This is a genomic window from Kineosporia rhizophila (assembly GCF_021277265.1).
GTDB classification, from domain to species: domain Bacteria; phylum Actinomycetota; class Actinomycetes; order Actinomycetales; family Kineosporiaceae; genus Kineosporia; species Kineosporia rhizophila.
Map to the genome: position 1 here is coordinate 62,482 of NZ_JAJSOH010000023.1, position 14,281 is coordinate 76,762.

At 69.4% G+C, this 14,281-nt stretch carries 12 protein-coding genes; 7 read left to right on the forward strand and 5 right to left on the reverse strand.

What is annotated here, in order from left to right; genetic code table 11:
• Positions 1 to 95 precede the first annotated feature (95 nt).
• Complete coding sequence (locus LWF15_RS26510) at positions 96 to 479, reverse strand: YkvA family protein (RefSeq protein WP_232813657.1); 384 nt, start codon at positions 477 to 479, stop codon at positions 96 to 98.
• Positions 480 to 606: 127 nt separating this feature from the next.
• Between LWF15_RS26510 and LWF15_RS26515 the strand changes: the two genes are divergently transcribed.
• On the forward strand, positions 607 to 1,515 hold the full coding sequence (locus tag LWF15_RS26515) for an HNH endonuclease family protein (RefSeq protein ID WP_232813658.1): 909 nt from the start codon (positions 607 to 609) through the stop codon (positions 1,513 to 1,515).
• An 83-nt stretch (positions 1,516 to 1,598) separates the two neighbouring features.
• Positions 1,599 to 2,468, forward strand: coding sequence for a siderophore-interacting protein (locus LWF15_RS36825; protein ID WP_352396630.1), 870 nt, complete (start codon positions 1,599 to 1,601; stop codon positions 2,466 to 2,468).
• Positions 2,469 to 2,522: 54 nt separating this feature from the next.
• Here LWF15_RS36825 and LWF15_RS26530 read toward each other — a convergent pair whose 3' ends face one another.
• Positions 2,523 to 4,187, reverse strand: a complete 1,665-nt coding sequence (locus LWF15_RS26530) for an alpha-amylase family protein (protein ID WP_232813659.1) — start codon at positions 4,185 to 4,187, stop codon at positions 2,523 to 2,525.
• Positions 4,188 to 4,368: 181 nt separating this feature from the next.
• Here LWF15_RS26530 and LWF15_RS26535 point away from each other — a divergent pair, with 181 nt between their 5' ends.
• The 3 genes from LWF15_RS26535 (at position 4,369) to LWF15_RS26545 (ending at position 6,975) form a co-directional block, all read left to right on the forward strand.
• Positions 4,369 to 4,710: a hypothetical protein gene (locus LWF15_RS26535; RefSeq protein WP_232813660.1), complete on the forward strand. Its 342-nt coding sequence runs from the start codon at positions 4,369 to 4,371 to the stop codon at positions 4,708 to 4,710.
• A gap of 410 nt (positions 4,711 to 5,120) precedes the next feature.
• Entirely contained in the window at positions 5,121 to 6,530 is a 1,410-nt protein-coding gene (locus LWF15_RS26540) for a GH1 family beta-glucosidase (protein WP_232813661.1), read from the forward strand.
• A gap of 250 nt (positions 6,531 to 6,780) precedes the next feature.
• A complete protein-coding gene (locus LWF15_RS26545) occupies positions 6,781 to 6,975 on the forward strand; it encodes a hypothetical protein (RefSeq protein WP_232813662.1) in 195 nt (64 codons plus the stop codon).
• Between the two features lie 171 nt (positions 6,976 to 7,146).
• On the opposite strand, the gene lpdA is transcribed toward LWF15_RS26545, so the two are convergent.
• Positions 7,147 to 8,547, reverse strand: a complete 1,401-nt coding sequence (gene lpdA, locus LWF15_RS26550; protein WP_232813663.1) for a dihydrolipoyl dehydrogenase — start codon at positions 8,545 to 8,547, stop codon at positions 7,147 to 7,149.
• Positions 8,548 to 8,785: 238 nt separating this feature from the next.
• On the opposite strand from lpdA, the gene LWF15_RS26555 reads away from it, so the two are divergent.
• Together LWF15_RS26555 and LWF15_RS26560 are read left to right on the forward strand one after the other, a co-directional pair.
• Entirely contained in the window at positions 8,786 to 9,883 is a 1,098-nt protein-coding gene (locus LWF15_RS26555) for a S1 family peptidase (RefSeq protein WP_232813664.1), read from the forward strand.
• A gap of 566 nt (positions 9,884 to 10,449) precedes the next feature.
• Positions 10,450 to 12,117, forward strand: a complete 1,668-nt coding sequence (locus LWF15_RS26560; protein WP_232813665.1) for a hypothetical protein — start codon at positions 10,450 to 10,452, stop codon at positions 12,115 to 12,117.
• Positions 12,118 to 12,180: 63 nt separating this feature from the next.
• Here the strand turns inward: LWF15_RS26560 and LWF15_RS26565 are convergent, their stop codons facing one another.
• Positions 12,181 to 12,468: a hypothetical protein gene (locus tag LWF15_RS26565; protein WP_232813666.1), complete on the reverse strand. Its 288-nt coding sequence runs from the start codon at positions 12,466 to 12,468 to the stop codon at positions 12,181 to 12,183.
• Between the two features lie 257 nt (positions 12,469 to 12,725).
• Positions 12,726 to 14,171: a polysaccharide biosynthesis tyrosine autokinase gene (locus LWF15_RS26570; protein WP_232813667.1), complete on the reverse strand. Its 1,446-nt coding sequence runs from the start codon at positions 14,169 to 14,171 to the stop codon at positions 12,726 to 12,728.
• Positions 14,172 to 14,281: the final 110 nt, after the last annotated feature.

The following is a 14,281-nucleotide window of genomic DNA, read 5'->3' on the forward strand; positions in this document are numbered from 1 at the left end:
AGCGTACTCGGTTGGTCACAACATGTCCGGTGGTTGGCCTAATGCCCGCCTGAGGGCCGTTCTGGTCGGTCAGGAGCGTTCTGCGCCGGGCGGTTTCAGCCCTTGAGGTCGCGATCCGGGCGGCGCAGCTCGTTCTTGCGGCGGAACTCCTGCTGGGCGGTGTCGCGCAGGGCGATGCCGGCCGCCTTGCGGATCGGCATGTTCGTGCGGCGGGCCCGGATCAGGTGGTAGACGTACCAGGCGGCGAGCGTGACCACCCCGGCGTCGTCGAGGATGCCGAACGGCCCGACCACGGCCTCCGGCACCGCGTCGACCGGGCTGATCAGGTAGGCGAACGAGGCCGCCATGGTGGCGATGCCATGCAGCGGCACCCGGTAGCGGTAGATCACGAAGAGCCCGACGGCCAGCAGCGTCACCGCGACCAGCAGCAGGACCGCGACGAACCCGACCACGACCATCAGTGTGGTGTTGTCACCCATCCCCAGTCCTTCCCTCGGTGGCTCCCATTGTTCGCCAGATCGGGTGAACCACCAATCCGGTGATCCCGTCACAGACGCGACAGGTCGTGACGAGCGGGGCGTCCGGGACGGCGATACCGTGCCGGATGTGAATCTTGTTCGGTCCGGTGTCGCGGCCCTGTCGGCCCTCGTCCTGTCTCTCGGCCTGAGCGCCTGCAACGTCGACCTGGGCAGTGCCGAGGCGACCGACGCCGGTTCCGGCGCGTCGGTCAAGGACCAGAACGACGGCCCGCTGGCCACGAAGGTGCTGGGCACCCTGTCGGTGAAGGGCCGGGCGGCGGAGACCGGGTACGACCGCGACGAGTTCGGCAGTGCCTGGAAGGACGTCGACCGCAACGGCTGCGACCAGCGCAACGACGTGCTGAAGCGGGACCTCACCGGGGAGAAGTTCCGCGACGGCACCAAGAAGTGCGTGGTGGTCAGCGGCACCCTGCAGGACCGGTACACCGGCAAGAGCATCGAGTTCCGCAAGGCGGAGGCCTCCGAGATCCAGATCGACCACGTGGTCGCGCTGCAGAACTCCTGGGTCACCGGCGCCTTCGCCTGGAGCGAGGCCAAGCGCACCGAGTTCGCCAACGACCCGCTGAACCTGCTGGCCGCCGACGGGCCGACCAACTCGGCCAAGGGGGCCGGCGACGCGGCCACCTGGCTGCCGCCGAGCAAGGCGTTCCGCTGCGACTACGTGGCCCGGCAGGTCGCGGTGAAGTCCAAGTACGGCAACTGGGTCACCAAGGCCGAGAAGGCGGCGATCAGCGGCGTCCTGAAGAGCTGCCCCGAGCAGCGGGTGCCCACCTCCGGCGCGGTGGCCGCCCCGGAGAAGGGGGAGAAGGGGGCCGACGACAAGAAGCCGGCTCCGAAGGGCAACAATGGTGAGGCGGAGACCCCGGGCGCGTTCTGCTCCCCCGAGGGGGCGAAGGCCGAGGACTCCGACGGCGACAAGCTGACCTGCAGTGTGAAGGACGGCGACGACCGGGCCCGGTGGCGCTCGGCCGCCTGACCGTCTCGAACTGAGACGGTGGTCCACAGATTCCGCTGTTAGGTTAGGCATACCTCACTTTGGAAGGTGGTACCCGCATGTCCATGGTCTCGCGCATGGCCGAAGGGGTTCGTAACCGGGTCGGCGGTCGCGGCGAGGGCCGGGGCGGCTCGACGCTGGCGATCACCGTGGCCCGCACCGAGCAGCTCAGCCCCACCATGGTTCGCGTCGTCTTCACCGGTGACGACCTGGCCCAGTTCGAGATGAACGAGTTCAGCGACGCCTACGTGAAGCTGATCTACCCGCGGGCCGGGGTGGAGTACCCCGAGCCGTTCGACATGAAGACGATCCGGGGCGCGCTGCCCCAGGAACAGTGGCCGCAGAACCGTACCTACACGGTTCGCCGCTGGGACGCGGCCGCTCGCGAGCTGACCATCGACTTCGTGGTGCACGGGGACGAGGGTCTGGCCGGTCCGTGGGCCCGGGACGCGAAGCCGGGCGACCAGATCTGGCTGGCCGGCCCGGGTGGCGGCTACACGCCGGACCTCGAGGCCGACTGGCACCTGCTGGCCGGTGACGAGAGCGCCCTGCCCGCCATCGCCGCCTCGCTCGAGGTGCTGCCGGAGAACGCGGTCGGGCACGCCCTGATCGAGATCCACGACCCGGCCTCCGAGCTCAAGCTCACCGCCCCGGCCGGCGTCCAGGTCACCTGGGTGCTGGAGACCGAGCGGGCTCCCGGCGTCGCCCTGGTCGAGGCGGTCACCCGGCTGCCGTTTCCGGAGGGCGACGTGCACGCGTTCGTGCACGGCGAGGCCGCCGGGGTGCGTGACCTGCGCCGGTTCCTCAAGCGCGAGCGCGGCGTGAAGCAGGCGCGTCTGTCGATCTCCGGCTACTGGCGGATCGGCGCCAACGACGAGGAGTGGCGCGCGGTGAAGGGCGACTGGAACCAGAAGATCGAGCAGTCCGAGGGCTGAGACCTCCGGCCGGAGCGGGCGCGACCACCACGGGTGGTCGCGCCCGCTCCCGTTTCAGAGCAGCCGGCGGGAACCGGGCCGGGCGACCCGGAGCCAGCGGTAGCCGTAACGCCCGAGTTCCACCTCGAGGCGACCCCGATCGTCCACTGTTGTGTTCTGGTCACCGAGCAGATCGATCAGGTCGCAGTTGCGGACGGAATCGCCCAGGTCGAGCGGGACGCTCACCTTCTCGGCGGCGAAGTTGTGCAGTGCCACCAGCGTCTCGTCCTCCCAGGTCACCCGGTGGGCGAACACCGCGGGGTGCGGCTGGTCCAGCACCGCGAACTCGCCCCAGCCCAGTTCCGGGCTGTTGCGGTAGCGCGAGATCAGCAGCTTCACAAAGGTTAGCAGGCTGTCCGGATCCGCCCGCTGCGCCTGCACGTTGACCTGCTCCGGGCCGAAGCGGCCGGTCACCACCGGCGCCGTCAGGTCCTCGGCGATCGAGAAGCCGGCGCCCGGCCCGCTGGTCCACTGCATCGGCGTGCGCACCGAGTTCCGGTCGCCGATGTCGAGGTTCTCGCCCATCCCGATCTCCTCGCCGTAGAACAGCACCGGCGTGCCCGGCAGCGTGAAGAGCAGGCTGTAGACCATCCGGATCCGGTCGGGATCGCCGTCGAGCATCGGGGGCAGCCGGCGGATCAGCCCCCGGCCGAAGACCTGCATCCGCTTCTCGGGCCCGAAGGCGTCGAACACCTCCTGCCGCTCGGACTCGCTGAGCTTGTCCAGGGTCAGCTCGTCGTGGTTGCGCACGAACGTGCCCCACTGGCACTCCGGCGGGATCGCCGGCCGCTCCTGCAGCGCCTTGGCCAGCGGGGCGGCGTCCTGACGGGCCAGGGCCAGGTACATGTTCTGCATCGTGATGAAGTCGAACTGCAGGGTGAGCTCGCCGCCCTCCGATCCGCCGAAGAACTCCAGCTGCTGCTCGTAGGGCACGTTCACCTCGCCGAGCAGGATCGCGTCGCCGGTGCGCCGGTTGAGGAATGCCCGAAGGTGCCGGACCACCTCGTGCGGATCGGGCAGTGCCCCGGACGGCTCGCCGAGCGGGTCGATGAAGAACGGGACGGCGTCCACCCGGAACCCGGAGACCCCCAGCGCCAGCCAGAACCCGACGATCCGGGCGATCTCGTCGCGCACCTCGGGGTTGGTCACGTTCAGGTCGGGCTGGTGCCGGTAGAAGTGGTGCAGGTAGTACTGCCCGGTCTGCTCGTCCAGGGTCCAGACGCTGTTTTCCTGGTCGGGGAACACCGGCTCGGGCTGCTTCCCGGCCGGCGGCTCGTCGACCCACACGTACCAGTCCCGGTACCTGCTCTCCTTCGAGCTGCGCGCCTCGACGAACCAGGGGTGCTGGTCGGAGGTGTGGTTGACGACCAGGTCGACGATCACCCGCAGGCCCCGGTCGTGTGCGGTCCGGATCGCCTCGACCAGGTCGCCGTGGGTGCCCAGGCGGGGATCGACCCCGTAGAAGTCGGTGATGTCGTAGCCGTCGTCCCGCTCGGGCGTGGGGTAGAAGGGCATCAGCCACAGGCAGGTGACCCCGAGGTCGGCCAGGTAGTCGATGCGCTGGGCGAGCCCGGCCAGGTCGCCGGTGCCGTCGTCGTTCCAGTCCAGAAATGTCTCGACATCGAGACAATAGACCACCGCTGTTTTCCACCAAAGGTCCGCCGTGTCCGTGATCCGCATGAATGCGGATCTATCACTTCCGGGCAACTTCCGCGTTTTCACATCCATGACGGGCACGAACTTGATTCGCCAGGCGTACTGTTGTGATGCGGTCATTGGAGATGCGCGAGGGTTGAGAAAGGCCTTCGTCCGGCTCCCGGCAGGCCGTGACGACAGAGAAGGAGATGGGGGTCAACCCGCGATGGACCCGACACAGCTGGTCGACGAGGCACTACGCCGTTTCACCGTCATGCAGGCGGCGGCGAACTCCGCACCCGCCACCGCCCTCGAGGAGCCGGCCACGCCCGCGCTGGTAGCCGTGTTCCAGCACCTCGCCAAGCTTGACGGGTGGGCGAAGATCGCCATCGACCGTCTGGTCGCAGACCCTGAGAACGCCCGGGCGGCAGCCGATCTCAAGCTGAGCATGGACCAGGCCGCGCGCCTGCACCCGCAGTTCATGCGCACGCTGGCCGAGGTCTGTGCCACCTCGGCGGCGGCCCCGCCGGTCCGTGCCCCACAGGTTCCGGCGCCCGGTCAGCTCTAGGGCCCGCAAGTATTTCGAAAAGCTGTCCGGACACACAATTGTCCGGACAGCTTTTCTGTTCTCGCCGATGTTGCCGGTATTCCTGTCGATTTCACCGGGATGATCCTGTGGCTGCAGATTGCTGTTCGGTTATTCACGGTGGGTGACGGAAAGATGCGGGCCGGGCATTCGGCGATGCGCAATGTACGGGGCCGGTCACTCACCCGGGGTAATTTCCCGGGCGCGTGCGACACGGGTTCACCAATAGTTCCGTCCCGGCCGCTGATGCGCAATGGCCCGGGTCGTGGTGAATCTGCGGGCCCGCAGGTCTGGTCCGGCCCCCGGGCGGGGATGTAGAACGCATGTTTGGGGCGCTTCGGTGGCTGTGCCGCCGATCGCCCCTACGCGTCGTCCTACCCCGATGGAGAGACATGGACACCACGCTCGCCCAGCCCGCCGACGGCACGTCACTCACGCTGCCCGCCGGATTCCGCTGGGGTGTCGCCACCGCTGCCTACCAGATCGAGGGGGCGGCGGCCGAGGACGGCCGCACACCGTCGATCTGGGACACCTACTCGCACACCCCGGGCCAGGTGGTCGGCGACGACAACGGTGACGTGGCCTGCGACCACTACCACCGGATGCCGCAGGACGTGGCCCTGATCAAGAGCCTGGGGCTGGACACCTACCGCTTCTCGATCTCCTGGCCGCGGGTGCAGCCGGGCGGCAGCGGGCCGCTGAACCCCAAGGGGGTGGACTTCTACCAGCGTCTGGTGGACGAGCTCCTGGCCAGTGACATCGACCCCTGGGTCACGCTGTACCACTGGGACCTGCCGCAGGAGCTGGAGGACGCGGGCGGCTGGCCGCACCGGGACACGGCCTACCGGTTCGCCGACTACGCGGCGCTGATGTTCGAGCAGCTGAGCGACCGGGTGAGCAACTGGACCACGCTGAACGAGCCCTGGTGCTCGGCCATGCTGGGGTACGCGTACGCCGCGCAGGCGCCCGGCCACAAGGACTTCCCGTCCGGCATTCGTGCGGTGCACCACCTCCTGCTCGGCCATGGTCTGGCCACCCAGCGCCTGCGTGAGGCGGCGGGCGACCGGGAGATCAAGCTGGGGATCACGCTGAACCTGGGTACGGCTCACCCGGCCACCGACAGTGCGGAGGACGTGGACGCGGCTCGCCGCGCCGACGGCCTGAACTCCCGCCTGTACCTCGACCCGCTCTTCCGGGGCAGCTACCCGGCCGACGTCGTCGAGGACCTGGCCCGCCGCAACGCCGTGCTGCCCATCGAGGATGGGGACCTCGAGGCGATCAGCACGCCGATCGACGTGCTGGGGGTCAACTACTACACCGGTTGGCTGATCTCTCACCTGGACGAGAACGGCTCCCCGGTGGACTCGGACGGCGCCCTCGTCGCCCGGGACATCGGCCGGGGGCGTCCGGTGACGGCGATGGGCTGGGAGATCGTTCCCGAGTGCTTCACCGAGCTGCTGGTGCGGCTGTCCCGGGACTACCCCGGCACCCCGATCGTGATCACCGAGAACGGTGCCGCGTTCCCGGACGAGGTGGCGGCGGACGGTTCGGTGCCCGACCCGGAGCGCACGGCGTACATCAAGTCGCACATCGAAGCAGTGGCCGAGGCGGTGGCCCAGGGGGCCGACGTCCGGGGTTACTTCGTCTGGTCGCTGCTGGACAACTTCGAGTGGTCCTACGGGTACGACAAGCGGTTCGGCATCATCCGGGTCGACTACCAGACCCAGGAGCGCACCCTGAAGGACAGCGCGCACTGGTTGCGCGGGCACGTGCAGTCCTGGCGGGACTCGGTGTCCGGGTAAGTGCGTGATTGAGGACGCGGGTGGGCCTCAGGCGCCCACCCGCGTCCTTTGTTTTGATCTGGTTTCGAGCAAAAACCGAAACCGCTTTTTCGTTGGTGGGTTTCACCTGTCCAGTTGTCTGGACAACTCAGTGTGAGGGCGACGTCACATCCCGAACCGGTAATACCGGGGCGGGGAGTGCCGTTCACTGAAGTGGCGGCGCAACCGCCGCCCCGCGGAAGTCGCGGAGGAAACCCACCGAAGGGCACCAATGATCAACAACCTGCGCACCCAGCTCGCCGAGCGACGGATGGTCCGGCAGCGTTCCCGCCGCCTGGCCGAGGAACTGGCCAGCTACAGCACCCCGGCCGAGCGTCAGGAACTCGACGCGATCCTCAGCCGGCACACCGAGGACGAGATCGCCGAGCTGGAGAGCCTGCTCAACAACCAGGCCGTCAGCCACTGACCGGTACCGGTAGTTCCCAGCACGACAACCCTCGAGGCGCGCCAGTGACGCAGCGCCCATGATGATGCGGCGACACGAAGACGTGTCGCCGTTGTTGTTTTGTCCCCGTGTCCCGGCCGGAAAAGCCGAACGGCCGCAACCCTTCCGGGTCACGGCCGCTCGAGAGCCGGATCAGAAGTTGATCATGTGCCCGGCCAGGCCGTGCACCGCTTCCTTGACCGCCTCGCTCAGCGTCGGGTGAGCGTGCACGTTGCGGGCGATCTCGTGCACCGTGAGGTCCCACTGCTGGGCCAGCGTCAGCTCCGGCAGCAGTTCGGTGACCTCGGGCCCGATCAGGTGGCCACCGATCAGCTCGCCGTACTTCGCGTCGGCGATCAGCTTCACGAAGCCGACCGGCTCGGCCAGGCCGTGCGCCTTGCCGTTGGCGGTGAAGGGGAACTTGGACACCTTGACGTCGTAACCCTTTTCGCGGGCCTGGGCCTCGGTGTAACCGAAGCTGGCGACCTGCGGGCTGCAGAACGTGGCGCGCGGGATCATCGCGTAGTCGAGCGTCATGGTCTCGGCCCCGGCGATCGTCTCGGCCGCGATGATGCCCTGCGACTCGGCCACGTGGGCCAGCATCAGCTTGGCGGTCACGTCACCGATGGCGTAGATGCCGGGCACGTTGGTGCGCAGGTGGTCGTCGACCTCGATGGCGCCGCGCTCGGTGAGCTTGACGCCGGTGTTCTCCAGGCCGTAGCCCTTCGTCCGGGGGACGAAACCGATGGCCTGCATGACCTTGTCGGTCTCCAGGACCTGCTGCTTGCCGTCCTTGGTGACGGTGACCCTGACCGGGCCGGAGCCGTCCTCGATCGAGTCCACCCGGGTGCCGGTGAGGAGCTTGATCCCGGCCTTCTTGTAGCGCTTGGCCAGTTCGGCCGAGACGTCCGGGTCCTCCAGGGGCAGGATCCGGTCGAGGAACTCGACGATCGTCACGTCCACGCCGTAGTTGCGCATGACGTAGGCGAACTCGATGCCGATCGCGCCGGCGCCCGCGATGATGATGCTCTTGGGCAGCTCGGAGGTCATGATCTGCTCTTCGTAGGTCACGACCCGCTCGGACAGGGACGTGCCGGGCAGCAGCCGGGTGGTGGCGCCGGCCGCGATGATGCAGTTGTCGAAGGTGACGCTGTCGGTGCTGCCGTCGTTCAGCTTCAGCTGCATGGTGTGGGCATCGCTGAACGTGCCCCAGCCGTTCAGCTCGTCGATGCCGTTCTTCTTCATCAGGAAGTGGACGCCCTTGACCCGGCCGTCCGCCACCGACCGGCTGCGCTGGAAGGCGGCCTTGTAGTCGAAGGTCACCTGGCCCTCGATCTGGATCCCGAAGGTCTTGGCCTCGGAGGAGATCGTGTGCGCCAGGTCGGCGTTGCGCAGTAGCGCCTTCGAGGGGATGCACCCGACGTTCAGGCACACACCGCCCCAGTACTTGCTCTCGACGATGGCCACTCGCTTGCCGAGTTGTGCCGCACGGATGGCGGCGACATAGCCGCCGGGGCCGGCTCCCAGAACGATGACGTCGTAATGACCAGGCATGTCCATACACGTTAGTGACCTCCGGCGGCGGGCGCCGCGCAGGTCCCGGTGTGGCGTACGGCGTCCGTCCGGCGCTGGGTGGGCCGCTCTTCGTGCGCTTTGTGACCGGCGAGTTACTTTCTGGCGTTGAACCCTTGTGATCTTCGTTCGGCAAATCGGAACATAGGGCATCTTCCGGGTCATACCGGACGTGTTCCCTGACATGGCTCTGCCATCGCGTCTGCCGAGAGGATCCACCGTGAAACCCAGTCGTCTGCTCGCCGGCACGTCTGTCGCGCTCGCCACTTCCGCCATGGTCGTGGTGTCGCTGGCCGCTCCGGCGAGTTCGGCCACCCAGAAAGAGACGAGCGGCACCAGCCGTCTCGCCCCGGTCAGTGTGGCCCAGCAGGCCTCCGTCTCCCAGGACAAGGCCGCCGACGCCCTGCTGGCCAAGCTCGGGAAGGCGAGCGCCGGCGTCTACTACGAGGGCGGGAAGCTGAAGGCCGCGGTCACCACCGAGGCCGCCCTGGCGACCGCCCGGGCCGAGGGCGCCACGGCCCGCCTGGTCGGCAACAGCACCGCCGAGCTGTCCGCGGCGATGAAGCAGCTCAACCGCACGGCCAAGGTCCCGGGCACCTCCTGGGCCGTCGACCCGGCGTCCAACCGGGTCCTGGTCAGCGCGGACAGCACGGTCAAGGGCGCCCGGCTGGCCAAGGTCGAGGCCGCGGTGGCGAAGCTCGGGGCGAAGGCCACCCTGGAGCGGGTGCCGGGCGAGTTCAGCACCCGGATCAACGGCGGCACCGCCATCTACGGCCCCACCAGCGGCCGGTGCTCGCTCGGGTTCAACGTGCGCCGCGGCACGACGGACTACTTCCTCACCGCCGGGCACTGCACCAGGTCGATCAGCACCTGGTACGCCGGGGGCAACGGCCGGACGCTGATCGGGCGCAACGCCGGCTCCTCGTTCCCGGGGAACGACTACGGCCTGGTCCAGTACACCGGCACGATCACCCGCGAGGGCACGGTCAACCTCTACAACGGTTCCTCGCAGGACATCGCCAGCGCCGGGACGCCGACCGTCGGGCAGACCGTCTACCGCAGCGGCAGCACCACCGGTCTGCGCAGCGGCCGGGTGACCCAGCTCAACGCGACGGTCAACTACGCCGAGGGGAGTGTCACCGGCACGATCCGCACCACGGTGTGCGCCGAGCCCGGCGACAGCGGCGGCTCGCTGTACGCCGGCACCGTGGCCTACGGGCTGACCTCCGGCGGCAGCGGCAACTGCTCCTCCGGCGGGGTCACCTACTTCCAGCCGGTGCCGGAGGCGCTGAGCGCCTACGGGGTGAGCATCTACTGACGTCGGTGACGTCGTCCTGACCGATCCGATCTAGGGGGCCTCTACGTGAGGACGCCGGTGAACCCTGACCACCGGCGTCCTCACTTTTCTGCTGCCGGTTGCCACCCGTTGGTATGACGGGCATAGCCTGGTCGTCCCCGGGGCGGGGGACTGGAAGACTGACCCCGAAGATGTCCCTCCCGACGCAACCGACCCAGGGGTCTCCTGCGTCAGAGCCGAAGGCTCAGGTGGGACGCAGCGCGTTCCGCAGGGAATTGATCGGACAAAAGCCACGCGGCCGGGGCGATCCGGTTCGGGTGGATCGCTGCTGTCGCGTACCGTAGTACCCGGTAGAGGGAAGGAGCGTTGCCTTGTCGGAGCCGGCGCGCAGGTCGCAGGAATCGGGCAACCCGCTCATCGAGGGAGTGAACGCGGCTGAGTCACACACCGGGACACTGGAGTACGCCTCGACGATGGCCGGGACGGCTCACGATCCCGGGCTGCTCGGAACCTCCGCGGGCACCGATCTGATCGGCTCCACCTCTACTGACGCGTCGTTTTCCAGCTCATCGGATGGTTCGGGACCAGTGCGACTGATCGGCGAGGACGAGACCTCGAAGGCGATGCAGGCGGCGGGAGCAGCGGCGGGTTCGCTCAGCCCCGACCCCGACGCGACGGTGCGGGCGGCCCAGCCCGGCGCCGCCGAACTGCTGTCCACCGCAGGCCTGCCGGATGTGACGGGAGACCTCACCGACACCGGCCTCCAGCTCAGCGCCGCCTCGGTCGGCGCCGCGCTCGCGGCCACGGGAGCTCCGCTGAATATGGCATCCGTCTCATCGTCGTCCTCCGGCGAGCCCGCGCAGGGCCCGGCCTCCGGATCGCTGCCCACCCCGGGCGCCGACTCCACCGAGCCGCACGCCTACGTGCCCGACCCGGCCAGTTCGCCGGTGTCGCCGCCCACCGGTAATCCGCTGGGCGGTCCGCCGGCCTTCGGCACGCCGTCACCGCAGGGCGGCCCGCGCTCGGTGCGTACCCCCGACACGGGTGCCTTCGTGCCGCGTGAGGTGCTGGCCCGGCGGCGCGCCGCCGAGGCGATGACGCGCGCCATCGTGATGGCCCCGCCCCTGCCGCCCTCGATGATGACGGGGGCGATGCAGGCCCCCGGTCTGGCCCAGCCCACCAGCGGTGCGATCACCCAGCCGGGTGCCCCGGGCACCTCGCAGACCCAGGTCGACCACGCCGCTCCGCCGCCGCCCGCTCGTCCGGCGGCCAAGAGCCGCAAGCGCAAGGGGCGCAAGCACGGGGCGCACACGGCCGGCATCCCGCTGGCCGACCCGGCCAGCACGCCCCAGACCGCGCCCACCCCGCAGCAGCCGCCCACCGGCCCGATGTCGATGCCCGCGCCCGGCACTGCGGGTGTGCCGATGGGTTACCCGGCCCAGGGCTACCCCCAGGGTTATGCGCCGCAGGGGTATGTGCCGCAGCCGGGTTACGCGCCCCAGGGGTACGTGCCTCAGGGCTATGCGCCGCAGGGGTACGTGCCGCAGCCGGGCTACGCCTACCAGCCCAACGTGCCCACCGGTGCGATGCCGGTCAGCGCCATGGGCTCGGTCGGCATGCCCACCGCGCCGCCCCAGCACCAGGCTCCGCCGACCAACCCCGGCCCGTCCAAGTCCACCCGGTGGGCTCTGCTGGCTGCGGTTGTGCTGGTCATCGGGGGTCTGGTGGGCGGGGTGCTGTACAGCAACCGCGGGCCGGACGATGCTGCCAAGAACGCCGGCGCGTCTGTGGCGCCCACGCCCTCGGCGAGCGCTACGCAGGCTGCGCCGACGGTGGCGCTCAACTTCGAGGCCTCGTCCTTCGCCGAGAGGGACAGCGGCATCGAGGTCAAGGGCGGCGGTGTCTTCAAGTCCGAGGGTTACAACGCCCAGGACTTCGCCGGTCTGAAAGACGGCGTGGGACTGATGCTCGACCTGGGCAGTGCCAAGAAGGTCTCCTCGGTGAGCTTCGACGTCGGCGGTGCGCCGGTGACGGTGGGGCTGCGGGCCGGTGACGAGTACACCTCCAGCGACCTCGGCGCCTTCTCGAAGAAGGTTGTTCCCCAGGGAGAGAAGACCGGCAAGGTCACGTTCGACGCCTCGTCGGAGGGGGCCCACCAGTACTGGTTGATCTGGGTCACTGGTCCGGCACTGCGAAGCGACGGCCGTTACGGCGTGACGCTGACCGACCTCAAGGTCACCGGCCCCAAGGGCTGACCACAGCTTGCCGAAGGGCGCGGACCTCCCCACCGGAGGCTCGCGCCCTTCACCTTTTGCCCCTCAGATCCGCGAGCGCAGACCGTCCAGCACGTGATCGGCCAGAGGCCAGCGCGGCACCACCCCGTCCACCACCACGGCCACCGACCCCCGGTAGGTGCGTACCCAGCTCACCCCGTCATAACTCAGGGCCGCACTAGGGCGGGCGAGCCAGCGGCGCAGGGCGTCGCGGTCGAACACGGCATGGCACTCCCCGCCCATCCAGCACTCCACATAGGCGCGGTAGATGCGCAGCTCCAGCGTCACCGGGGCACCCCCGGCATCGCGCAGATCAAGAGTCACGCCCGCCATGTCTTCAGGGTGCGGGAGTAGCTGACGCCCCACGATGTCGGCGGATGGCACGGTCCGTGCACCACTCCTGACCCTCCGCGAGGGCAAGTGCGGTCTTCGGCCTGAACCTCGGCGGCAAATCAGGCAGGCCGCTCAGGTCCGCGATCCCGCCGGACCGGGCGCGGCCCCCCTCGGATCATGGGGGACGGAACCGTGACCGGACCGGGCTGGGGGGCTGGGGCGGCTGAGCGGCTGCTGAAGTACGGCTCGGGTCTGGCTCAGGCGGTCGGCGCCGGGCTGTTCTCCGGCAGGGTCACGCTGGCCGGCCGCACCTGAGGCGCACCCGGCGTGCCGGCGGTCGACTTGGGGGCCTCGCCGTACCCATAGCCATAGCCGTATCCGTCGTACCCATTGCCGCGCTTGCGCTTCGGGGCGAAGTTCAGCACCGAGCCCAGCAGCTTCGCGTTCACCGCGTCCAGGGCCTGCAGGGCGCGCGTGGTGTCTTCCTTGCGGGTGCGACCGTGCCGGATGACCAGCACCGCGCCGTCGGCGGCGGCGGAGAGCACGGCGGCGTCGGTGACCGGCAGCAGCGGGGGAGCGTCGACGACGACCACGTCGTAGTGCTCGGCCAGGGTGGCCAGAAGGTCGGCCATCTGCTGGGATCCGAGCAGCTCGGAGGGATTCGGTGGGGTGGGGCCGGAGGGCAGCACGGCCAGCATGTCGCGGCCGTAGACGGTGACCACCTCGCGCAGTTCGTGCCGGCCGGCGAGCACCGTGGTCAGGCCCGCGCCGCTGCTCACCCCCAGGTAGCGGCCCACGCTGGGCTTGCGCAGGTCGCCGTCGACCAGCACCACACGGGCTCCGCCGAGCGCCAGGGTGAGCGCGAGATTGCAGGCGGAGGTGCTCTTTCCCTCGTCCGGCAGCGGAGACGTGATCACGATGACCCGGGGCGGGGAGTCGACGTCGGCGAACTGCAGGTTGGTGCGCAGGGTGCGGAAGGCCTCGGCCCGGGCGCCGTGCTCGTCCCCGTCGACCAGGGGCTGCCGGCTGGTCTCCGGGTCGAACGGCACCACGCCCAGAGGCACTGCCCCGGTGAGCTTCTCGATGTCCGAGACGGCGGTCACCGAGGTGTTCATCGCATCACGCAGCACGGCGGCCCCGATGCCCAGGCCGAGGCCGACCAGCAGGCCGAGTGCCAGGTTCAGCGGGACCCGCGGCGAGACCGGGGCGGAGGGCTCGGTGGCCCGCTCGATCACCGACAGCCGCACCGGTGAAGCCGCCTGCTGCGGAAGCCTTTCCAGCTGGGCCACGTAGCCGGGGAACTGCTCGGCGATGCCGTTGGCGATGACCGCCGCCCGGGCCGGGTCGGTGTCGGTGACGGTGATGTCGAGCAGCACCGTGTCGGCCGGGGCGGTCACGCTGATCTGGCCCGCGCTGACCGGTACGCCGTAGCCCTGGGAGACCTTGGTGAGCACGGCCGGGCTGGTGACCACGTCGGCGTACGACTTGATCCGCTGCTGGATGAACGAGCTGCCCTGGCTCATCCGGGTGACGTCGCCGGTGCGGGACTCGCTGCCGTTGCCGACGAACAGTTCGGCGGTGGCCGAGTAGGTGGGCACCTGCCGGTCGGTGTAGAGGTAGGCCGCCCCCACGCCGAGAGCCGTGAGCAGCAGCACGACCAGCCACTGCCGGCGCAGGACGTGCAGGTACTGAACGATGGTCACGCGCGTTCCCCCAGGGCAATGTCCGGACATCTGTTCAGCGCTGAACGGCGGCTTCATGCTATCCGCGGCGAAAGGCCCTTCACGTGCGTTGCGGCAATCCGTTCGGGCCA